The organism is Acinetobacter sp. ANC 4216 (assembly GCF_004331195.1).
Taxonomy (GTDB): Bacteria; Pseudomonadota; Gammaproteobacteria; order Pseudomonadales; family Moraxellaceae; genus Acinetobacter; species Acinetobacter kookii.
The window spans coordinates 1-21,952 of record NZ_SJOC01000014.1; the positions used below are offsets into that span (position 1 = coordinate 1).

General features: G+C 40.4%; 17 protein-coding genes and 2 pseudogenes. 6 read left to right on the plus strand and 13 right to left on the minus strand.

The features are described from left to right. Nucleotides 1-334: 334 nt before the first annotated feature. The 3 genes and pseudogenes from E0H88_RS11995 to E0H88_RS12005 all read right to left on the minus strand — a co-directional run. On the minus strand, nt 335-1,798 hold the full coding sequence (locus E0H88_RS11995) for a phospholipase D family protein (RefSeq protein ID WP_131274340.1): 1,464 nt from the start codon (nt 1,796-1,798) through the stop codon (nt 335-337). Nucleotides 1,799-1,905: 107 nt separating this feature from the next. Beyond that, nucleotides 1,906-4,014, minus strand: a complete 2,109-nt coding sequence (gene znuD, locus E0H88_RS12000) for a zinc piracy TonB-dependent receptor ZnuD (protein ID WP_131274341.1) — start codon at nt 4,012-4,014, stop codon at nt 1,906-1,908. Between the two features lie 129 nt (nt 4,015-4,143). Continuing rightward, nucleotides 4,144-4,803: pseudogene (locus E0H88_RS12005) on the minus strand (IS982 family transposase); the annotation flags it as partial. A 434-nt stretch (nt 4,804-5,237) separates the two neighbouring features. Here E0H88_RS12005 and E0H88_RS12010 point away from each other — a divergent pair. From E0H88_RS12010 to E0H88_RS16130, 5 genes and pseudogenes are all read left to right on the plus strand, one after another. Beyond that, the gene (locus tag E0H88_RS12010) at nt 5,238-6,584 is read left to right on the plus strand and encodes an O-antigen ligase family protein (protein WP_131274342.1); all 1,347 of its coding nucleotides are present in this window, start codon (nt 5,238-5,240) and stop codon (nt 6,582-6,584) included. Nucleotides 6,585-6,659: 75 nt separating this feature from the next. Continuing rightward, the gene (gene aspS, locus E0H88_RS12015; protein ID WP_092820333.1) at nt 6,660-8,450 is read left to right on the plus strand and encodes an aspartate--tRNA ligase; all 1,791 of its coding nucleotides are present in this window, start codon (nt 6,660-6,662) and stop codon (nt 8,448-8,450) included. Between the two features lie 116 nt (nt 8,451-8,566). After that, nucleotides 8,567-8,788 carry a hypothetical protein gene (locus E0H88_RS12020; RefSeq protein ID WP_131274343.1) on the plus strand — a complete coding sequence of 74 codons (222 nt, stop codon included), beginning with the start codon at nt 8,567-8,569 and terminating at the stop codon, nt 8,786-8,788. Nucleotides 8,789-8,982: 194 nt separating this feature from the next. Continuing rightward, nucleotides 8,983-9,846 (plus strand): lysophospholipid acyltransferase family protein, encoded by an 864-nt coding sequence (locus E0H88_RS12025; protein WP_131274344.1) that lies wholly within the window; start codon nt 8,983-8,985, stop codon nt 9,844-9,846. A gap of 104 nt (nt 9,847-9,950) precedes the next feature. Continuing rightward, nucleotides 9,951-10,176: pseudogene (locus E0H88_RS16130) on the plus strand (hypothetical protein). Nucleotides 10,177-10,272: 96 nt separating this feature from the next. Here E0H88_RS16130 and E0H88_RS12035 read toward each other — a convergent pair. Both E0H88_RS12035 and E0H88_RS12040 read right to left on the minus strand, forming a co-directional pair. Then, nucleotides 10,273-11,043 (minus strand): glycosyltransferase family 25 protein, encoded by a 771-nt coding sequence (locus tag E0H88_RS12035; protein ID WP_092820330.1) that lies wholly within the window; start codon nt 11,041-11,043, stop codon nt 10,273-10,275. A 13-nt stretch (nt 11,044-11,056) separates the two neighbouring features. Next, nucleotides 11,057-11,824 (minus strand): glycosyltransferase family 25 protein, encoded by a 768-nt coding sequence (locus E0H88_RS12040; protein WP_131274345.1) that lies wholly within the window; start codon nt 11,822-11,824, stop codon nt 11,057-11,059. A 79-nt stretch (nt 11,825-11,903) separates the two neighbouring features. Between E0H88_RS12040 and E0H88_RS12045 the strand changes: the two genes are divergently transcribed. Continuing rightward, the gene (locus E0H88_RS12045; RefSeq protein WP_409449188.1) at nt 11,904-12,788 is read left to right on the plus strand and encodes a glucosamine inositolphosphorylceramide transferase family protein; all 885 of its coding nucleotides are present in this window, start codon (nt 11,904-11,906) and stop codon (nt 12,786-12,788) included. On the opposite strand, the gene E0H88_RS12050 is transcribed toward E0H88_RS12045, so the two are convergent. The 8 genes from E0H88_RS12050 to glnE form a co-directional block, all read right to left on the minus strand. Next, on the minus strand, nt 12,789-13,823 hold the full coding sequence (locus E0H88_RS12050; RefSeq protein ID WP_131274346.1) for a glycosyltransferase: 1,035 nt from the start codon (nt 13,821-13,823) through the stop codon (nt 12,789-12,791). Beyond that, nucleotides 13,820-14,599 carry a glycosyltransferase family 2 protein gene (locus E0H88_RS12055; RefSeq protein WP_092820326.1) on the minus strand — a complete coding sequence of 260 codons (780 nt, stop codon included), beginning with the start codon at nt 14,597-14,599 and terminating at the stop codon, nt 13,820-13,822. Before E0H88_RS12055 ends, E0H88_RS12050 begins: the two co-directional genes overlap by 4 nt. Beyond that, entirely contained in the window at nt 14,593-15,348 is a 756-nt protein-coding gene (locus E0H88_RS12060) for a polysaccharide deacetylase family protein (protein WP_213074929.1), read from the minus strand. The genes E0H88_RS12055 and E0H88_RS12060 overlap by 7 nt, the downstream gene beginning before the upstream one ends. After that, the gene (locus E0H88_RS12065) at nt 15,345-16,373 is read right to left on the minus strand and encodes a glycosyltransferase family protein (protein ID WP_131274348.1); all 1,029 of its coding nucleotides are present in this window, start codon (nt 16,371-16,373) and stop codon (nt 15,345-15,347) included. Before E0H88_RS12065 ends, E0H88_RS12060 begins: the two co-directional genes overlap by 4 nt. 12 nt (nt 16,374-16,385) lie before the next feature. Beyond that, nucleotides 16,386-17,264: a mitochondrial fission ELM1 family protein gene (locus E0H88_RS12070; protein WP_131274349.1), complete on the minus strand. Its 879-nt coding sequence runs from the start codon at nt 17,262-17,264 to the stop codon at nt 16,386-16,388. Between the two features lie 40 nt (nt 17,265-17,304). Then, nucleotides 17,305-18,099 (minus strand): GT-D fold domain-containing glycosyltransferase, encoded by a 795-nt coding sequence (locus E0H88_RS12075; RefSeq protein ID WP_131274350.1) that lies wholly within the window; start codon nt 18,097-18,099, stop codon nt 17,305-17,307. 77 nt (nt 18,100-18,176) lie between these two features. Then, nucleotides 18,177-19,103: a branched-chain amino acid transaminase gene (locus tag E0H88_RS12080; RefSeq protein ID WP_086199767.1), complete on the minus strand. Its 927-nt coding sequence runs from the start codon at nt 19,101-19,103 to the stop codon at nt 18,177-18,179. Between the two features lie 18 nt (nt 19,104-19,121). Beyond that, a complete protein-coding gene (glnE, locus tag E0H88_RS12085) occupies nt 19,122-21,881 on the minus strand; it encodes a bifunctional [glutamate--ammonia ligase]-adenylyl-L-tyrosine phosphorylase/[glutamate--ammonia-ligase] adenylyltransferase (RefSeq protein WP_131274351.1) in 2,760 nt (919 codons plus the stop codon). Nucleotides 21,882-21,952 lie beyond the last annotated feature (71 nt).

Sequence of the window (21,952 nt, forward strand, 5' to 3'; positions counted from 1 at the left end):
AAGCTGTTCAATCGGCTGGTTTAACTGGCTAAAAGAAATCTTGTCATTATTCAGGAATCGCCAGACTGCTTGTGTCGTTGCGAAACTCGACTTTTGGGCAGAAGCCAGGTCTTTGATTGCGGGAGCAAGTGAAGCGAGAGGATTCATATTGAGCTTTACAAGGCTGTTATAGCGTTTAACCAGACGCTGATCTAAGCCAGAGATGTTAAATTGAAGAGCATGCTCTTCAATTTAACGCAAAGCTCGGGATTTGTGTAGATACCTATGCCTTTTAGGAGAGGGAACTCCTTCTCCCTCTGGGATGAGGAATATATTCCGCAAGGGGATGAGGGACTTAAAACGTCGACAATCCGCTCCATTCCATAAAACGGTAAATTCCATATTTCAGTTTCGATTCATCTGCATATTGCCTGTAATCCACACTCATGTTTTTACCATTCAAGTTGGACCAAGCCGTATCAAAATAAGCCTGAGCATCGGTAAATACTGCTGCCTGCGATGAACCAACCACACGTAAATTGGTTTCCAGATTATAGTTTTTAATGTTTCGTGCAGTAAAATTGGCTGAACCCAAAATCATTTCAGATTGCTGTGCATTTGATTTAGTAATCATCTTGCTATGACATTGTTCACCCTGAGTGTTGCACCAGCGCACCGGCACACCTGCAGCATTGAGTTCAGAAGCCACTTGCCGGTTAGGAATCCCATTTTTCTTACGCCCAAATGCGTCCTTATTCGGATCGAGCAATACACGGACTTTTACCCCACGCTCATGTGCAGCCATCAGGGCTTTGACAATATGCCGTTCAGACAAATAGAACATGGCCAAATCAATCCGCTCTTTGGGCTTGGCCGTTTCAATCAGTTTGAGTGTTGCATCGTAAATCGCTTTTTCAGTCAGCACCTGAACCTGGGGTAAAGACCGATCACCCTCAAACTCACCAATAATGACCATTGGAATGTCAGCTTTGGACATCCGGCCTACAGCCTGTTCAGTCTTTAATACATCAATGGCTGTATTGCCCATTACCAGCAAAGCCACATTAGAATGACGTGAACTGCCATCATGCGGATTGGCTGAAGTCACCAAAGCTTTCCAGCCCTGAGCCGTATCCACCACCAGAGTTTTACGGTGATTGGCCTTAAAATTAAACAGATTAAAATAACTGCGCAGGGTAATTTTTTCCTGACCAAACGGATTGGCGAGCCAGCCTTTTTCAGGATTATTGCCGGCATCCTGACAACAGAGATACCAGAAACCAGACCATAAGGGATTGGATGCACGCAGCGGTCGTAAATCCGTTTCAATCACATCAATGCCTGCATTGCGTAACTGACGGTAATGCTCGGGTGCAAGCCCTCCATAGACTGAATTAATCGGGTCGGTAATGACCCTGATTTCAATATTTGGCTGCACACCGCGTTTTAAAATCAAGGCATCCGTAAGTTGTTGTGCCAATGTCTGATGCGCTCGTGTCGATTCGCCCACTTCGCTATTGAACAAGAACATGTCCAGTACAATGGTGGTTTGCGCTTCATCAATCAACTTTAACATTTCATTAAAAATATGATGGTCTTGCTGCTGTTTTCCAGTTGCATCCAGATAGGTTTGATCAGCAATAAACTTCACCTCGGCATGACGTAACTTACCGGTAAAATTCAGGCCTTCAGGCAAAGGTTTATAAGTATGATAAATGGCCGATGAGAGATATCCCAAAGCCAGCAAACCGACGATCACGCTGACATAACGACGGCGTGACCAATTCAGTTTCTGATGAATTCGTTGAAAAATACGCATAACAAAAAACCTAGTCCAATGTCATCAGACTAGGTTTTATTGCTTGATTTATCAAGAGGATTTCTGTTTCACCTGCTTGAATCAACCCCTCCCGGGATCACTTTTGTCTAGAAATCGAATTCCAGACCAACAGTAAAGTTGCGTCCCACCTGCGGAATATTCGACAGGAATGAAGCGTGTGAATAGACTTGATCATCCAGCAGGTTATTGGCTTTAAAGTAGACACGGTAATCATTACGATCTTTCATCTGGCCCGCATAAGACAGCCCCAGATTCAGCATGTTGTAGCCGTTGGTTTCCTGTTCATAGCTGGCAATTTTGTCTTGCTTAAAGACATGGTAAAACTCAGCCAGACCGGACCAGTGGTCATCAAAACTTGCATCCACTTTGCTCCCTAGACGGCCTGCCGGAACACGGGGTGCATTTTCACCGTCAATTTTGCCGCGGACATAGTCGCCAAACACACTGAGCTTATACATGTCATTGATCTGATAACCGGCTTGTGCTTCTGTACCATAGAATGTGGCTTTGTCTTGGGTGTAGTTGATACCACGTAAGTTGCCTTGTTCTGCAACCGTAGCCCCATAAATATAATCATTAAACCAGTTATGATAAATATGCACGTGATAGTCGAGTTTATCGCCTTCATAATGCAGGCCCAGTTCCAGATTGTTGGAGCGTTCCTTATCCAGATCCGGATTACCGACTTCATAAGTATTCGTGGCAAAATGCATGCCATCTGCATAGAGTTCCTGAGCGAGCGGTAAACGCTGCTGATGTGAACTCACCAATGACAGTTTATAGTTTGGTGCAAATTCCCAGTTTGCAGCTGCAGAAGCCGATACACCTGTGCCTGAATAATCTTTTTGCTCAGACTCTACTTCAATTTTCTGATGTTCAACACGCGCACCTAGCTCCACATGTACATCACCCAGCTGTTTATGCTCCAAGGCAAACAGACTGTATTTTTCAGTTTTTGTGTTCGGCATCACCACACTTGAGCCATGGACATGATGCTCTGCATCATTTTCATCACCCTCTTCATGTTCGTCATGTTCGGACGCAGCAAGATCAATCTTTTGCTGACTATACTGCGTTCCAATCACGCCCTCCCAGCCAGCGACAGGCACATGTACCAGCTCCAAACGGCCATCATAACCTTTACTCTTGAAGTTACTGATGACTTCATTTTCTTCAAGCTCATCATGCTCGTAATCGGTAAAGCTGGCATGGGCACGCAGTTTCTCGAAACCGGCAAAAGGCTGTTCCAGCTCGGTACGCACCTCATAACGCTCAGATTTTAAATCTACCCATGGTCCGCCATGTTCTTCTTCATGTGCTGGTGCATTTGGATCTGGCTCTGGACAACCGTGAAAATGATCGCCATGCAGTACACAACCATGATATTCATGGCTATGCCCCGGCAGACCATATTCATCCTGTCGGTTGCTATAGGATAAACCGACAAAGCCACGATCATGAATCCATGAACCACCAATATTCACGGCCTGGCTTTCAGCAAAAGTATTCGCGACTCGGCGTTCTTTTTCTAATTCCCCTTCATGTTCATGAAAATAATCCGGCGCAAAATAGTCATTGGCTTTACGTTTCGAACCTTCTACACGTAAAGCAAAGTTTTCACCAATACCCGCTGTTACACCAGCACTCGCTAATTTTTCATCACTGCCTGAGTTATAACGTAGGCCTGCTGTGCCTTCTAAGCCATCTTCAGGCATTTGTGTCGGAATTTTCTGGTCAGTGACATTGACCAGTCCACCCACTGTTCCTGTTCCATACAGTAAGGTCGATGGTCCACGAATAATCTCAACCTGTTTTGCCAGAATCGGATCAACAATGACGGCATGGTCTGGTGAAAGCGTAGAGACATCCGCCGTTTCAGAGGCATGTTGCAAGATTTTCACTCGTGGACCGTCCTGACCACGAATCACCGGACGGCTGGAACCTGAACCATACTGGTTTGAAGATACCCCCAGCTCACCTGCCAAAGCATCACCAATAGTCGTACCACCTTCGGCAAGCTTTTTATGATCAATCACTTGATCGGCAACTGCAAAATCTGCAGCCGACTGTACCAAGGGATGTGCCTGCAATTTGATGGTGGAGAGTTGTTGAGTTTGACGCTCTTCATCAGCAAAAACAGCAGGTGCAATGACGGCAAAAATAGAAAGTGTAATTAAATTCTTATGAAGAAGCATGGAACGGACTCAAGACTGCAATTTCTGAATATTGTTATAATATAACATTTCATTTTTTTTGCAATAAAACATTTCTTCCACATACTTAGACTAAACTGTAGTGCTTTCCTAATAAAAGCTGAATCCTGTTTAAAACGACAATTCCATAATTTGAATTGCAGGCTTATTTCGATGATTCAATTGGTATGCACATAACGAAGCATAGATTCCACTTAAGAAGCCTGAAATACTCCGGGCTTTACTCGTCACTAAATAGTATTGCCTTTCAATAGGCTAAATAACGTTCATATTTTATTACACTGTTTTAAGTGATATTTATCTGATACAGACAGTTGAACAGACTTCATGTTCTTTCAATGATAGGTGATTAAATTAATACCTTGATTCTTTAATCTATTTTTTACGTCTTGGCTGATATAGCCATGATCTGCATAGAGTTTTGCTTGTAAACCATTAACGAGCTATTCAACCATGTTAATAGCCACTTTGTATGCCCATTCGATAAAGCTGTACGGACAATCTCGCCTGACTGACTCATGATGACATGCAGCTTACAACCAAAAAACCAGTGCATTGAGCTGTTACCTCGAGATACAATGTTGGTTAATGATCTATGGCGTTGAATCCATTGATTTTTACAGACAGGTAGTGTGGTTGACTCAATCCATAAATATTGGCTCTGTTGCACTTTTATTAAGGTGCGATGTAAAGCATGGAGTGCCAGTTGATGCATATTGATGAGGTGAATCATACGTTGGAACAAGGTACGCTTTTAAATAGATGCTTTTTACTTTATCTCTTGTGGTAGTTGTGATTGGTACAATGCTACAGATTTATAGCGATTATCTACTTAGGAAAATTCTAATATCCAACATTTATGGGAGCTCACTGACCATCCAACCTTATGGATTAGACTAGTTTTTACAGTCTACAGTATCGTCTATATCAAAAATTTATTTACTTTCCCCGTAATCCAATATGATTTAGGCATTTAAAATTTTTACTCCACTATTAAATTCTTTATAGGTATTGTACTTGCAGTACTTTTCAGCACAACCATACCTCATTTATCATAAGCTAAATCATGCTCTACCCTGTATTCCAAAATAAAAAACAACTTATTGAATTAAATAAATTTTTATTAAAAAACCCAAATAAAAAAACAAATGATTGAATTAGATTAGAAAACAGTTAAAATATTTTTTTTTAACTAAAATCATACGATGTTTCACTCTAAATTTTTTGATTCTGAAAATTTTATATATTTTTTCACTACAGCTATTTATGTAATTTTTTTCTTTAATTTAACAATAAATGATGGTTCTGACAGATCTTTACTTAAATTTTTTGCATTTTTAGCAATCTTATTTTTTTTTACAAAAAAAATTAAAATTCACACCAACCTATATTTTATTTTAATTACAATTACCCCATTTTTATTTATTAGCTTAAATGAAATTATAATAAATAAAAATATTATTCCCAGCAACCAATTAGCATGGTTTTCGCACACCTCTGAGCTATATAAATTCCAATTTATATACACACTATTTTTTCTTTTTTTACCGGCCCTAATCTTAAATACAAAATTCTGCAGTGAAGTTTTCTTTAAAATAATTAATATCACTGTACTAATATCAATTCCATTTAATATTTATATAAATTTAAGTTCTAATTTCGATAGAGATTTAATTGCCAAAGAACTTAATCCTGTCATTCTTTATGATTATTCTTTAATAGCTATCAGTTTATTAACATTCTGTTATGGATTCTATAAAAAAAATAAAACAGCGTATATTTTTATATTTTTAAGCTTGATTAATATTTTATTAATTTGTCTTCATGGCACGAGAGGTGCATGGCTAGGTATACCAATTATATTTCTTATAGTTTTTATTATTTTTTACAAGAAAAATTTTTTAAAAATTCTAACAATTTTTGGTGTAAGTTTACTATTAATAGCAATAGTCCTGATGATACCTAACAATCCAATACAAACGAGACTACAAGCACTTAAATCAGATGAGTATAATATTGTACACAATCAGAATTATAATACCAGTGTGGGTACTCGATTATCCCTTTGGGAACTTTCTCTAGAAAAATTCAAAGAAGCCCCGCTTACTGGAATCGGAATTGTACAGTTTAAAGAAGATATATGTGAATTAAACCGACAAGGAAAAATTGGAGAATGTACAATACATGCCCATAATATTTTCTTTCAAATTCTAGCGACACAGGGACTGTTAGGAATTTTAGCTTTATTAACTCTGCTGCTCCTTCCTCTTCAGTTTTTTATACAATCGCTCAGAAAAAATTCGAACAATGAAGAGATAAGACTTCTATGCTGTGCAGGGATTTCTTTTATTGTTTATATCATTATCTGTGGCTTAACTGACTTTTATTTTTATGCTCCACGTCAAACTATACTTTATTATCTTGTAATATTTACTTTAATGTCTCTAATCCTAAAAAATCTCCAACATGAATCCTCAAATCGTTTGCAGAAAGTAAGTGGGGGAGAATTTAACAATGTGAATCCTTGTGAGGAAATTGATAAAGAGGCATAATTCAACACTCGAAAAAAGCGGTACGCTGTTTACGTATACGCTGACCTTAACCCATATAGTTGGATTTTTTACGCTATGATGCGAACTCATTACTGCGGCTCATTAACTGAAGCCCAAATTGACCAAACCGTAACATTATGCGGTTGGGTTCACCGTCGCCGTGACCACGGTGGTGTTATCTTCCTGGACATGCGTGACCGTGACGGTCTGGTTCAGGTGGTGATCGATCCAGATACCCCGGAAGCATTCTCAACTGCTGACAAGGCACGTTCTGAATTCGTATTAAAAATCACAGGTCGTGTACGTCGCCGTTATGAAGGCACAGAAAATGCCAACATGGTGAGTGGTCAAATCGAAGTTTTAGCAAAAGACATCGAAGTTCTTGCTACTTCAGAAACTCCTCCTTTCCCATTGAATGACGAAAACACCAACATTTCTGAAGAAATCCGTTTGAAATATCGCTTTCTAGATATTCGCCGTCCAGAAATGTTAGATCGCCTGCGTTTCCGTTCTAAATTGACAAACCTGATTCGTAACTACTTCGAAGAAAATGGTTTCTTAGACGTTGAAACGCCGATCTTGACCCGTGCGACACCTGAAGGTGCACGTGACTATTTAGTTCCAAGTCGTGTTTCTAACGGTAGCTTCTACGCACTTCCACAATCTCCACAGCTATTCAAGCAGTTGTTGATGGTGGGTGGTATTGATCGTTACTATCAAATTGCGAAATGTTTCCGTGATGAAGACTTACGTGCGGATCGTCAGCCTGAATTCACCCAGATCGACGTTGAAACATCGTTCATGAGTGACGATGATATCATGGATTTAATGGAACGTTTAACGGTCAAGATGTTCGATGAACTTCTGGACGTAAAATTCGACAAATTCCAGCGCATGACCTATGCAGATGCAATGCGTGATTATGCATCTGACAAACCAGACTTGCGTATTCCTTTGAAACTCGTTGACGTTGCAGACATGATGCAAGACGTTGAATTCAAAGTATTCGCAGGTCCTGCCAAAGATCCTAAAGGCCGTATCGTTGCACTTCGCGTACCGGGTGCAGGTTCTCTTCCACGTAGCCAGATCGATGAATACACGAAATTCGTGGGTATCTACGGTGCCAAAGGTTTGGCTTACATTAAAGTCAACGAACTTGAAAAAGGCATTGAAGGCCTTCAATCCCCAATCGTGAAATTTATCGAGCCAATCGTACTTGATCTGTTGAAACGTGTTGGTGCTGAGAATGGCGATATCGTGTTCTTCGGTGCGGACAAAGCCAAAGTTGTAAATGATGCAATGGGCGCTTTGCGTATCAAGATTGGTCATGACATGAACATGGCGACTTGCGAGTGGGCTCCGCTTTGGGTTGTTGACTTCCCGATGTTCGAAGAAACTGATGATGGCAAATGGACTTCTGTTCACCACCCGTTCACACTACCAAAATCAAGTGTAGAAGAAGTGAAGAACAATCCAGGTCAAGCATTGTCTGTGGCTTATGATATGGTATTGAACGGTACTGAAATTGGTGGCGGTTCACTTCGTATCTATACGCTCGAGATGCAAAAAGCGATCTTTGAAGCGCTTGGTATTTCTGAAGAAGAAGCCGAAGAGAAATTCAGCTTCTTGCTCAATGCATTAAAATTCGGTGCACCTCCACACGGTGGTTTGGCATTCGGTCTGGACCGTCTGGTAATGTTGATGACGGGTTCATCTTCAATCCGTGATGTGATTGCATTCCCGAAAACCAAAACCGCTGAATGTCCATTGACTCAAGCTCCTGCTCCAGTTGAAGGCAATCAATTACGTGATTTGGGTATTCGCTTACGTGAAAAACCAAAAGCTGAAACTAAACAAGAAGTTTAATGTTTTTCTAGTACAGTGACCAAAACCCTGCTCAGGCAGGGTTTTTTATTAAATTGAGATTGGTTTCTGGTAATGGCATAATAATGCTGTTTTTCTATTATTGAGTTAAGCAAGCTATGGCTATGCGTCCCGCTGTTCGTAATCGTGGCATTATGTTGATTGTGTTTTCTGTTGTGCAGTGGCTATTTATGCGTTATATCCTGGCCAATGGCTTATTTAACATGGATACCAATGAACGCATTCTTTATTTTTGTGTAAGTAGTCTAGGTGGGGCCTTGCTTATTTTTGTCGGCTTGATTTATATGGTTTTAAAAGGCAATGCCGATAAACCTCAATAACTTATTTTATTAATCCACTGAATACCACCATGAACTTCAGTGGTTTCTGTAATTTGTGTTTTCTTTATTTTGTTCTCAAGACTTTTAACTCCTACTCTGTAGTTTAGAAACGGCGCAGCATCATTGATGCGATAAAACTCTTTCCAAAATTTTCTTTTCATTCTCTATTTTTGGTTTTTTAGAGTGGCGCTGTCATGTATTTTCTATTTAAAGTTGTTGCCCTGCTGCCACTTTCGGTTTTGCAACTCATTGCTTTTTGGATCGCCCTTCTCCTTAATGGTCATAATTCCTCTATGAAGCGGATTACGCGGATCAATCTACAATTGGCTTATCCAGAATTGAACGCATCACAACAAAAAACTCTGATCAGAAAAAGCTTAATTAGCCAATGTATGACTTATGTGGAATCCATTAAATGCTGGGGTATGTCGCCTGAATATAGTTTGAATCAGCTAAAAAATATTTATGGTGAACAGCACCTTACTCAAGCCTTAGCCAATAGCAAAGGCGTAATTGTGGTGGTTGCCCATTTTGGCTGTTGGGAACTTTTAAATGCATGGCTGAATCTGCATACTTCTCCCATGATTATGTATAAACCCAACAAAAACAAAGCTGTGAATCGTTTTATGTGGGAAGCAAGACAACGATTAAATGCAACTCTCGTCCCGACAGATGAAAATGGTGTGCGTGCAATCTTTAAGCACCTCAAGCAAGGTGGACTGACAGTCATTTTGCCAGATCATCTTCCTAAAGCATCCGGTGGTATCTATTCAAACTTCTTTAGGCAAAATACCTTATCGACGACACTGGTGTCAAAACTGGCCAATAAAACTCAATGCAATATCATTGGGCTTAGTTGTATACGGGATGAAATTTCCGGTTTCAGTGTCCACTGTTCAGTTTTGACAGATGACATCTTGTCGAATGATTTACAGACTTCAGTTGATAGCCTTAATCAAAATCTTGAAAGCATGATTAATGTTGCGCCTGAGCAATATGTTTGGTCTTATAAACGGTTTAGAAACTGTTATGGAAACGTCAATCCTTATAAAATTTAAACGTGTATTTCTCTTTACATTAAATTAGATGATTTGACCACTATAATGGAATAAATTGAGATTAGTAATCACTAATAACATTCTAGGATTGAGTTAAGCAAGCTATGACTATGCATCCCGCTGTTCATAATCGTGGTATTATGTTGATTGCATTTTCTATCGTAAAATAGCTTTTCATGCGGTACATTTTGGCGAATAATTTTTTTTGCGCTCGCCAAAGAGCGTATTCTATATTTTTGCGTAAGTAGCATTGCTGGTGCTTTCGTAATTTTTGTTGGCTTGATTTATATGATCTTGAAAGCTATTAAAAAGCGGAAAACTAAACCTTGATTAAATTTTAAAAACCAATTAATTTTCTAATTTTGATCAGTTTTTTGCAACTACTTTTACTTTATAAAACATTAAATTTAATTCATTACTAACTACTTAATAATATGTAGAATTAGTTTTTTTTAATATAAATTTTATTAATGAATCAAGAAATTTATTTAATTTATTCTTTTTAAATTTTGGTTTAAAACCTTTAAACAATCGTTCAGACTCTAAAGAGCTTTGATACAAATAATTTCCGGTTATTTCTGGATGCTCAAATAAATGTGTTGCATAAAAATTATAATTTTTACTTAAATACCTTAACCCTCCCCAGTGATCATAGATATGAGGAATTTCATGATAATCAACTAATAACTTTGCCATTGACTTATCAACAATATAAGCGCAAGCATATGAAAATTTTGAGATATAATAAGGATGCAATTTCAAAATGTGTTTTCCACATATTAATTTTTCTAATTTAATCCCTCTAACTTGATTGTTTATTTTCAATTGAATACCACAAAGACTGAATAAGAAGCATTCGGATAGATTTAGTTTTTCTATCTGTTCTTCCAAAGAATTCAAATCAAAATGATTTATTTGAATTATGTCATCTTCAATTATCAATGCATATTTTTCGTTCGAATTTATAAAATCTCTCAAGGATTTAACATGTGATAAAGTACATCCAAGCTCGCCAGGACTTAAAGGTTCTATTTGCCTTGCAACACCCATCTTGTAATATTCTAATATTGGTAAATCAATTCCGCGTACTCCTACTTTTGTAAATTCATCTTTATAGCTTTTAAAAATACTTTGTTCAAAAAGATTATTTAAACGCTGGCTATCAACAGTTTCAATACTAATTAAATACTTTTTCATTTATTTACAAATTTTATTTAGGGTATTTTTTATAGAAAAATTTTAATAAATTATATCTTAGACTAGTTCCATAACGACTTACCAACACATCCGAGCTGTTCATCCTTACCCTTTCCTGTTCAATTGAGCTAAGCTGTGAGTTCTGCTCCCCTGCAGTAATGATTGGGTGATCGACAATTGCTGTCATCCAAATTGAGGCTGATTCATTGAAATCAGTTAAATATCGCCAGTCATCTGCAGCTCGTAAAGGACGATGATAATCAATCAATGTCTGTGCAATTTCCCGATCAACAATATAGGCAACAGCATAACAAATTCGCTGATAAAAATCTGGCGATACTTTTAAAATTTTCTGAGATAAAAACTCTTGATCTAAAATATCTCCGCGAACTTTTTGACATTCTTTCATACGAATGCCCCCTATACTGAACAAAGTATTTTTAGGTAAGTTCAGCGAAGTTAATTCTGCTGATAATTTTTCAATCGTTAAATCATACGGAAGAATAGCATCATCTTCCATTACTAAAGCATATTGATCATCTGTTGTTAAAAATTCTTTTAATGCTGCTAAATGTGAAAGGGTACAGCCCACCATACTCGGTGAAAGAGGTTTAGATCGACCTTTAACACCCAACTCAAAATATTCTTTTGCAGAAAGATCCCCGCCCTTAATCCCAATTTTAGTCACAAGTACTTGACCCTTTTCAAAAAAATCTTGAGCTAAAAATTTCTTTAACCGGGGTGATTTTTCATCTTCAATACTTATGACAAAAATTTTCATTGCAGCCTACCTTTTCGCACTCATTGAATGATATCTAATGTAGAATTGGATAGATAGTCTTATATATTCTCTTGCTTTGATGATGCGTACAATATTAAAAAAATGGTATAAATTTCAACAAAACCAACAACTCAAAAAGTTTGATTCTCATTGGTACATGCGCTTTGGCTGGCTTGATCAACCCTTAAAAAGCCAAGAGCAGTTACATGGTTTATTTGAAATCCATTCACCTGAAAAATTCACCTTTGCAGACTGTTTTTATGTACAGGAAAATAATCGTCATTATATCTTCTTTGAAGAAGTGAATGATATCCATCCTGTTGGTTTTCTATCCGTATTGGAAATTTTCAAAGATGGATGCTATACAGAACCACAGACCATTTTAAAACTGGATTATCACCTGTCTTATCCATGCGTATTTAAGGTCGAAAATGACTGGTATATGATTCCTGAAACCAGTGCCAATAAAACCATCGAACTGTGGAAATGTACCGAGTTTCCTTTGAAATGGGAAAAACATTCCAATATTTTAGAAGGGATTGATGCCGTCGATAGCACACCTTTTTACCATGAAGGCATGTGGTACCTGTTTACCTCAACACGCAGAAACTGTAAAAAGTTTGGGGACCGTTTAGACCTGTTCTTTACCGAAAATATTCTCAACCCAGACTGGCAAGAACACCCGCAAAACCCGGTGTGCAAAGGCCAGCAACAGTTTCGCATGGCAGGCAAGCCTTTTATTTACAACGCCAAACTGGTTCGCCCAAGCCAGGATTCGCTCAAACGCTATGGTGGCAACATTGAACTGAAAGAAATTATTCAACTGAGCCCGACGGTTTATCAAGAGCAACTTTTAGAAGTGGTTTTGCCAGACTGGAAGAGCGAGGATGATGGCTGCCACACCATTAATGTCGAAAATAACTTTGTGGTCCTGGATGCCATTCGTTTATCCGCTAAACAATAATCAAGCCTTCAGCAAATGCTCATAAATATTGAGCGTTTGCTGTGTCATTGCAGCCACCGTCAATTCTGCTTTGGCTTTGGCAAATAAAGGCTGAAAATCCTGTTGGGCATGTGCATTTAACGCATTTTGAATGGCCTGTTGCAATCCCTGTACGTCGCCAATATCAGCCAGATAGGCTTCAGGCAACCATTCAATCACCCCATTGACCTTCGTTGCAGCCATGGCTTTATCTGCTTGCAAAGCTTCTACCATAACCAAAGGGAAACCTTCCCGGTCGGATGAAAGCACCACGACATCGGCCAACTGCACCAGGTCACGTGCATCGGTTCGAAAGCCTAAAAATGCAACCCGGTTTTGCATATTCAAGTCTATAACTTGCTGTTCAAGTGTCTGCCGTAATGAACCATCGCCAACAATATACACATTGGCATCTACGTCCTGCATGGCCTGAATCAATAATGCAATATTTTTGACGGGTTCTAAACGGCCAATGCACATCACATTTTTTTTACCCGCATCCAAGCCAGGAAACTGCTGATCAATGTCTGTTTTTAATGCCTGCTTTTGTGCATCTGTCAGGCTGGGCTGCACATATACGCCATTATAAACAATATGCGATTTTTCTGGAGGAATGCCTTTGGTCAGTGCTTTGCTGACTGCAATCACTGCATCTCCCACCAGATAAGCAGATTTATTCTTTTTCGTACCGTGAACCGTCGTTACCACTTTGACCGGTTTCAGCCAGCTCTTAATTTTAGAAACCAGTTCAGCCGCCTTGCCTGCCTGGGCATGCACAATGTCCGGCTGAATTTGATTGATTAAGCTTTTCAACTGCCAGAGCAGGAAAATATTCCAGCGGCTACGGGCAAAATCTAGCGGATGAAAATGCACCTGCTGATTAAACTTTTCTGCATAACACGGATGCGCAATCATATGCACTTCATGCTGCAATGACATTTCATTGGCCAGGTTAAATGTATGCTGTTCTAGGCCACCCACACCGCCACTGGTCGCCAGAACCTGAACAATTTTCATGTCTTGTCCTGTTTATTCTTGGACGCATTTTGATACTGTTCAAACAGCTTGGCTTCTTTTAAAAAAGCATAAAATGCATTGATCATGCTGTTCACAAAACCGCGCCAGCCATTCAAGCAACTACGGCGGATAAAATAGGATTTTAAAAAGGTTACAGGCATGACCAGACTCAATTTTAACAAGCTTGGCTTTTTGCCTTTTTGAAATTTTTCGGCAGCTTTCAAATTGGAATACTGGTTATTTTTTTCCACTTTAACGAAGATGCTAGATTCGCCGTAGTGATAAATATCGCCTTCAGCACGCACGCTCTGACCATCCACAATCACATTTTCATGGACTTTATTTTCCAGGTCGTAATGTCCTTTGCTTTTGCGAAAAAAGCGCACTTTGGCATGCTTTTTCGTGTGCTTGCTGTTCGGCACGCCCAAGAAGACATCATTAATAGGTGTAATTAAGGCATCAATCTGACTGGCCTGAATGGACTGTTCAATTTCTTTTTTCAACTCGGGTGACAAAACTTCATCGCCATCCAGGTTCAGCACCCAATCATATTGACACTGTGCCAGAGCCAGGCTTTTTTGTCCGGCATAACCCTGCCAGTCTTGGTGCGAAATACGCACATTAGGAAATGACTGGGCAATAGCATAAGTAGTATCGGTACTGCCCGAATCCAGAATAATCACTTCAGCAAAATCACGCACACTGTTTAAAGTAGCTTCAAGCCATGCGCCGCAATTTAAAGTGACGATATAAACACTACATGGAATACTCATAATTTATAACGTCCTTTGGCTAAGGCAATACGCATTTGCAAGGCATTCATGGCCCCGTGTGTACTGACACGAGGAATATTAAATTGATTTTCTGCGGTATAAGCTTCGATTTTTTTACGGGTAGATACTGCATTTTTAAAGCCAATTTCTTTGGCCATTTGCTGATGCTTTTCATTAAAACGGCCAAAAGGATAAGCAAAACTTGGACAGCGTCCCACCAGCTTTTCGACATCCTGTTTGGAAGCCTGCATTTCTGCAAAAGCTTGGTCATCGGACAGTTTGAGCAAATTGACATGATGCTGTGTATGCGCACCAAACTCGATAACACCCGAATCAGACATTTCTCGAATCTGTTCTGGACTGAGCTTTTCAATGCCTTCAATTTGTGTTGCCAGGAAAATGGTCGCCTTGGCATGGTATTTTTTCAGCAAAGGATAGGCATATTGATAATTATCTAAAAAACCATCATCAAAGGATAATGCCACGATATTCTTTTGCCCTTGAAACTGATCCAGTTCCGAAACAAAACAGAAGGTAGACTGCTTTTTTGTTAGATATTGCAGCAGTTGCTCAAACTTGGCTGGTGGCATATTCATGCCTGAAGCTTCTGCATGTGGCGTCACTTGGTGCAGCATGACTATTCTTGGCAAACTGGCACGACGAAATGGCAACCAAAAGGTATAATTTCCCAATAGATATAAAACTGCCGCAAAGGCAACGAGACCCAAAACCACATACAGTAACCACATTATGCATATACCTCATGCGACCATTCATAAGCTTCAGTCAAAGGCTGATCAAAAGTCACTTCCAGCATAAACTGGGTAATTCGTTGAGCATTAAAACTATTGCGTGTTTTTTGCCAACCCGCTTCTGTCATACGTTTTGCCTCAGCGGGATGCTCTGCATAAAACTTGATTTTTTCAGCCAGATCAAACTGGTCATCAAAGTAAACGATTTCTTGATCAGTATAAAGTTTGTCGAAGCCCGGAATTCGTGGGCTAAATGTTAACAAACCATTGCCTGTGAGCTGCACAATCCGGTCCGAACTATAGAGCGTGACATCATTTTTACGTGAATAATTCAGTCCCATACGCGATTCAGACAATACTTTGTAATAGCCTTTCCCATACACACCCGGCTGTTCAAAACAGCCATAATACTGATATTGAATATGATTATTCTTTAAAGTGTCAGCCAAATCTTTAAGGAATTTTTCACGTTCCGGCTCTTTATACACCACGCCACAGAAAATAAATTCCTTATCAATATTGCTTGATTCAAACTGTTTTAATTGTTCTACATTACGATGTCCCACATTGGGCATATAAGCCACTTTTAAATGCGGCTGCTTGAGTTTTTTCAGATACTCACCACCCGTGGTGCAGAAAATAGCATCCAGATAGGGTGAAAATTCACGTACAAAACCGAGTTTCTGTTCCAGATACAAGGGGTCAACGTACCAGAAAGCTATTTTAGTTTGAGGATAACGCTGCTTGATTTCTTTGAGCACATTTGGACTCATCAAGTCACTATGTCCCACCAAAACCAGGTCTGGCTCAATATTATCCACAATTTTTAGAATTTCTTTATTGGCCCAGTTCGCACCGAGTTTTTTGGTTTTGAACACTGTCCCCATACGCGCCATATCGCGAAAACTGAAATCATAAACAAAATGACCATTTTCAATTAATCCCGCTGAAATTTTGCGGTCTGTACAGTAAAAATGTGCGCCTTGTTTATTAAAGCCAAAATTCGCAATATGTAAAATTTTCATGAAGAAACAACTCTATGTTTTCAATAATATATCAGCAACTCGGGTTGCTTCATTCAGTTTTAAATTCAATAGATTGTGATGTGGTTTATCTGACGATGTCGATAAAAGCTGATCCAACAACGTGGTAATTCTATCAGATTTCAAACGGTCTATCGCAATTATCCCCACCTTACAACCGGCTGTTAAAGCCTCGAAAATCATGGAAACACTGTCTTCCGTGACCCAAACCGCTTCTGCTTGTTGCATCTGTTCAAAGATCCAGCCTTGTGGCGTATCCTCAACCGGAAAAATCTGTAGCTGGCTTGCATAAGGCTGAGCTGATAAATGTTCAAGAAATTCTTTTGGGGTACGACGCGAAGTGGTTAAAATAATTTCAGCTTGTGGATGGTGCTGCACAATATTCTGAATCCCCTCTAGCACCTTCTTTTCATTCCACTGATGACGTTTGGATGAGCCACCTAAAGCAACCAAGATCCGATTGGCCTGATGGCGTTGTTCATTAACAATCGGGTTTAAAGCGCCTTGAGTGGTAATCACATGTCTGGATTCAGGTACGCCATCATGTTCAGGAATGATGGCATGGTCAAACCAGGCAAACGGAAAATTTGGCTTCATTAAAATAACCGTTTTCGCCTGCGGATATACTTTCCCCAACAGCAAAACCCGTGATTGGGTATGACTGCCCACGCCAAAAATATAATCCGGCTTTCTTTCAAACAGTGCCAATTGATGACTCAACATGCCTTTTAACAGCGTGAAAACTGGCAATTGCTGAATGGAGATTTCCTGAAAAGTAACTTCGATATTGCTTATGCGTTGCATAGCTTTATATAAACCGACTGCTTGCGAACGGTGTCCCGCTTTACCATCACTGACGTAGACAATATGCATAGAGAAAAATCCTCACAAGTGCTGCTTGAATGGCTGGCAATCAGCCTGCTTTCTGCTGAAAAGCAGCATCGTATGAACTAGTGATGTGACCAATATCCAATGCTTGATAGCCAAGATCGGAAAAACGTTTGGCTAAAACCGTTCCAGTAGGGCCTAAAGCAATCAAAATCAAACAGTTTTGCCCAGCAGTATTTTGCACCTCTGCAATAATCCTGTTTGCATCAGCATAAGCATTCATCGCTTTCGAATAAATTATTTGACGGGTGGAAACATTATCAAACAGCATATGTTCTAAATTCAGTTTAGAACCCTCACCTGTAATCAAAACAATTTTACGATTCTGCCAAATTGATTTCCATGCCTGTACTGCCTGTTCGGGATACATGATGAAAAAATCAGGACGTGTCACCATAGAGTGTCCGTATGAATGTTCAAAGCTCAGCTTTTGTTTTAAGTCTTTCCAGCGTACATACCAAAATTTTAACCACCAATTGGCTTCATCATCGTCGCAAGCTGTCAGTATTGTTGGCAAACATACCAACAGTTTTTCATCTTGGTTTTTTAGGATATTTTCCAATTCTAAGGCAAGTTCAGGACTACTTTTCTGAAAATCAATATCATCTCCATCCATTAAGGTAATTTCACCATCTCCAAAACGCGCCAGTGATTTACCTTGCGCAACCAGCTGTAAAGTTTCCGGCATTGAATACAGCAATTTTTCTTCAAAATATTGCAAATCTAACTGATTTTCAGCAAGCCAGCGCTTTTTATTGAGTTTATACATTCTTTTTTTCATGCGTAGTTTAAATCTACGCATAGCCGACTCAAATGCCATTCAACACCTGTACAATATCTATTAAATACAAAAAAAGGCGAAACTTTCGTTCCGCCTTCTCATCTTAACCGATCAACTTATTTTACGTAAGTTAACCAGTGTGCATATTTAGGATCTTTACCCTGAACTGCATCAAAGAACGCTTTCTGGATTTTTGTCGTAATTGGACCACGACAGCCTTCACCAATGATACGATCATCATATTCACGGATTGGAGTCACTTCAGCGGCAGTACCGGTGAAGAATGCTTCATCACCAATATAGAATTCGTCACGCGTAATACGGCGTTCAACCACTTCATAACCCAAGTCTTTGGCAATGGTAATGATTGTTTGACGGGTAATACCGTCTAAAGCACCGCCAGCGATATCAGGGGTATGCAATACGCCATCTTTCACCAGGAATACGTTTTCGCCTGAACCCTGACATACATAACCTTGCGGGTCCATCAACATCGCTTCGTCATAACCCGAATGTGCCACTTCCTGATGCGCAAGAATAGACAAGGTATAGTTACCAGACGCTTTTGCCTTACACATGGTCACGTTTGGATGGTGATGGGTGAAGGATGAAGTTTTTACGCGAATGCCTTTCGCCATTGCTTCTTCACCCAGGTAAGCACCCCAGCCCCATGCCGCTACAGTGGCATGAATGGTATTATTGGTTGCAGCAATACCGAGTTTTTCCGAACCGATAAAGATAATTGGGCGCAAATAGCATGAAGCTAATTTATTTTCACGTACTACATCAATTTGAGCCTGCTCAAGTGCTGCCTGATCAAATGGAACTTTCATTTGATAGATTTTTGCAGAGTTAAGCAAACGTTTTGTATGATCTTGGAGACGGAAAATCGCGGTACCATTTGGTGTTTCATAAGCACGGACACCCTCAAAGACACCCATACTGTAGTGCAATGTATGAGTTAGGACGTGGATTTTCGCCTCACGCCAGTCAACCATTTGTCCATCTTGCCAGATAAAACCATCACGATCAGCCAAATTCATGGCACACACTCCAAATTTTTATACACAGTCATTTCTATCCAACGCAAAAGTTGCAGTTGGATCAATTAATCTTTGCCATAACTTGCAAACGACCTCTCGGGTATCGTACCAGTCGTCAGCTGCAACTTGCATGGATTGATTTGCAAGGGCTAAACGGTGGCTCTCGGCTCGTTCACGGAGATAAGCTTGAATCAATGCTGTCGCGTCGGCGCTGGATAAGCGATCCGTTTTTGCGGCATCCTCAAGGATTCGTACGTTGTCGGAGTAATGGGCGAGATCAGGATTCGACCCACTCCATGCTAATACCGCATACTGTGCCATAAATTCGATATCAACGATACCACCTGCATCCTGTTTTAAGTGAAAAATCCCATCTTTTTGCTGCTCTTTGGAAGAGCCCAAATGGTCTTTCATTTTTTGACGCATTTTCAGTACTTCTGCTCGAACATTCGCCTCATCCCGCGGTTGAGTCAAAATACGGCAGCGTAAATCTTCAAATTTTTCTCGCAGTGAAACTTCACCTGCAATGGATCTAGCCCGGACCAGAGCCTGATGTTCCCACACCCAGGCACTTTTTAATTGATATTGTTCAAAGGCTTTGAGACTTGTTACCAGAAGTCCCGCCTCACCCGATGGACGTAAGCGGGTATCAATTTCATAGACGCGCCCATCTAGGGTTTGGGTGGTCATCAGCGACATGAATTTCTGTGCCACGCGCATGGCAAACTCAAAACCGCTAATCTGTTTGATCCCATCGGTATCGCCCTGTTCACTGATATAGTGAATAAAGACCAGATCCAGATCTGAACCATAACCCAGTTCAATTCCGCCCACTTTCCCATAACCAATCACGGTAAAAGCAGTATGATCCAGCGTACAGCGCTGACCTTCGGCATCCAAGGGAAAACCATGCTTTTTCGCCACAATCTGATAAGCCAGATTGAGCGTGGCATTCACTGAAACTTCTGCAATATCGGTTAAGGCATCGGAGACTTTCATCAGTGGACTTTCCGCCAGTACATCACTGGCCGCCACAGCCAATACATTGGATTTCTTGAATAAACGCAGCACGCGCATCTGATCTTCCACCTGATCAATCTCGATGCGTAACAGTTGCTGACGCAGTGAATCTTCCAGATCCTGACGTTTCGGCAATTCAAAATCCATCGATAAAAACTCATCCAACAGTACCGGATAATGGGTCAGCTCCTCGCAAATCCATGGACTCACCGTGGCCATTTTCACCAGACGCTGCAACGCACCTTTGCTTTCAATCAGCATCACCAGATATACGGTACGGCGCAGGACCGATTCGACCAAAGGCATCAAGCGCAACAGCGCCACTTGCGGTTTATCAGACTGCAAAATCGCTTCAATCAGGTGTGGCCAAAAAGTTTTCAGACGCTGTACCGCCTTGGCTGGCAATTTTTTCAGCGCATGTCCATACCAGAACTCATGTACCAAATTTTTGGCATCTTCATCCAGCACCTCATTCAGCTGTTTTTCTAGCTGGGTAAAACTTTCCACCAGTGGATCAGGCTCTTTTTCTTTAATTAAATGCTCAAACTGGTAGATAACCTTGGCACGTTTTTGATTCAATACTTCTAAAAATTGCTCCCAACTGTCAAAACCCAGCGTTTCAATCATGCGATTTCTTAAATCAGGCTCAACCGGTAAAGATTGGGTTTGCTGATCATTTAAAGCCTGAATGGCATGTTCAATGCGGCGCAGGAACAGATAGGCATCTTCCAGTTCAAGTACGGCATTTTGCTCTAGAAGCCCGACTTCTCCCAGGTGATGCAGGCTGACCAGACACTGGCGATCCTGCAGTTCAAGTTTTGAGCCGCCATAAATTAATTGAAAGACTTGAACAATGAATTCGACTTCACGAATACCGCCTGCACCGAGCTTGATATCATCTTCAATATTGCGGCGCTGCACTTCGCGTTCAATCATGGCCTTCATTTCACGCATGGCTTCAAAGGCGGTGTAATCGACATATTTGCGAAATACAAAAGGACGGGTCATTTCCAATAACTCATCCCCTTCTTTTCCACCCGTCACAATGCGGGCTTTAATCCAGGCATAACGTTCCCATTCACGGCCATGCTGGCTTAAATATTTTTCTAAGGCAGCGTGACTAATCGCCAAGGCTGAACCATCACCCCAGGGACGCAGGCGCATATCGACACGGAATACAAAACCGTCTGCGGTAATATGATCCAGCAGATAAATCAGTTTCTGCCCCCACAGAATACAGAACTGCTGTACGTCGATACATTTGCGACCATTGGTTTCACCCTGTTCATCAAAGGCAAAAATAAGATCAATATCACTTGAAAGGTTAAGTTCTTGCGCCCCAAGTTTGCCCATGGCCACCACAATTAAATCCTGCACGGCACCACCGTAGCCAATCGGCTCACCATGCTTGGCCAGCAAAGGTGCAAGGGCAAAATCTTTAGCCGCACAAATGGCAGCATCGGCAAAATCGGAAAGCTCGCGTGTCAGGGTAACCACATCCGTCAATCGATTGGCATCCTGCCAGATCCAGCGGAACATCAAGCGCGCGCGCAGCACACGAAGAGCATGCATCCAAGTGCTTTCATCTGTAATCTGCTCTAGCGTGTCATGGACAAAATTCTGGATTTGCAGGGGGGTTAAAGGAAGGAGAAATTGATCAATTGCATAATCTTGTTCTAGTAAAGCGCTGTGTTTTCCCAACACCTGTTCTGCATATTGGCTCGCACGCAATGTGTTCTGCAATTGTTCCGCATTCATTTTAAAACCTTCAGCCTAGTTTTTTCCTAGTTATAACAGCTGAACACAAATACAGGAAAAGAAAAATTGAT

Bases quoted from the DNA above. Each gene is read 5' to 3' on its own strand.
- E0H88_RS11995 (WP_131274340.1), bottom strand. From the start codon at position 1,798: ATGCGTATTTTTCAACGAATTCATCAGAAACTGAATTGGTCACGCCGT.
- znuD (WP_131274341.1), bottom strand. From the start codon at position 4,014: ATGCTTCTTCATAAGAATTTAATTACACTTTCTATTTTTGCCGTCATT.
- E0H88_RS12025 (WP_131274344.1), top strand. From the start codon at position 8,983: ATGTATTTTCTATTTAAAGTTGTTGCCCTGCTGCCACTTTCGGTTTTG.
- aspS (WP_092820333.1), top strand. From the start codon at position 6,660: ATGATGCGAACTCATTACTGCGGCTCATTAACTGAAGCCCAAATTGAC.
- E0H88_RS12040 (WP_131274345.1), bottom strand. From the start codon at position 11,824: ATGAAAATTTTTGTCATAAGTATTGAAGATGAAAAATCACCCCGGTTA.
- E0H88_RS12045 (WP_409449188.1), top strand. From the start codon at position 11,904: ATGATGCGTACAATATTAAAAAAATGGTATAAATTTCAACAAAACCAA.
- E0H88_RS12020 (WP_131274343.1), top strand. From the start codon at position 8,567: ATGGCTATGCGTCCCGCTGTTCGTAATCGTGGCATTATGTTGATTGTG.
- E0H88_RS12065 (WP_131274348.1), bottom strand. From the start codon at position 16,373: ATGAAAATTTTACATATTGCGAATTTTGGCTTTAATAAACAAGGCGCA.
- E0H88_RS12010 (WP_131274342.1), top strand. From the start codon at position 5,238: ATGTTTCACTCTAAATTTTTTGATTCTGAAAATTTTATATATTTTTTC.
- glnE (WP_131274351.1), bottom strand. From the start codon at position 21,881: ATGAATGCGGAACAATTGCAGAACACATTGCGTGCGAGCCAATATGCA.
- E0H88_RS12070 (WP_131274349.1), bottom strand. From the start codon at position 17,264: ATGCATATTGTCTACGTCAGTGATGGTAAAGCGGGACACCGTTCGCAA.
- E0H88_RS12075 (WP_131274350.1), bottom strand. From the start codon at position 18,099: ATGGCATTTGAGTCGGCTATGCGTAGATTTAAACTACGCATGAAAAAA.
- E0H88_RS12080 (WP_086199767.1), bottom strand. From the start codon at position 19,103: ATGAATTTGGCTGATCGTGATGGTTTTATCTGGCAAGATGGACAAATG.
- E0H88_RS12035 (WP_092820330.1), bottom strand. From the start codon at position 11,043: ATGAAAAAGTATTTAATTAGTATTGAAACTGTTGATAGCCAGCGTTTA.
- E0H88_RS12050 (WP_131274346.1), bottom strand. From the start codon at position 13,823: ATGAAAATTGTTCAGGTTCTGGCGACCAGTGGCGGTGTGGGTGGCCTA.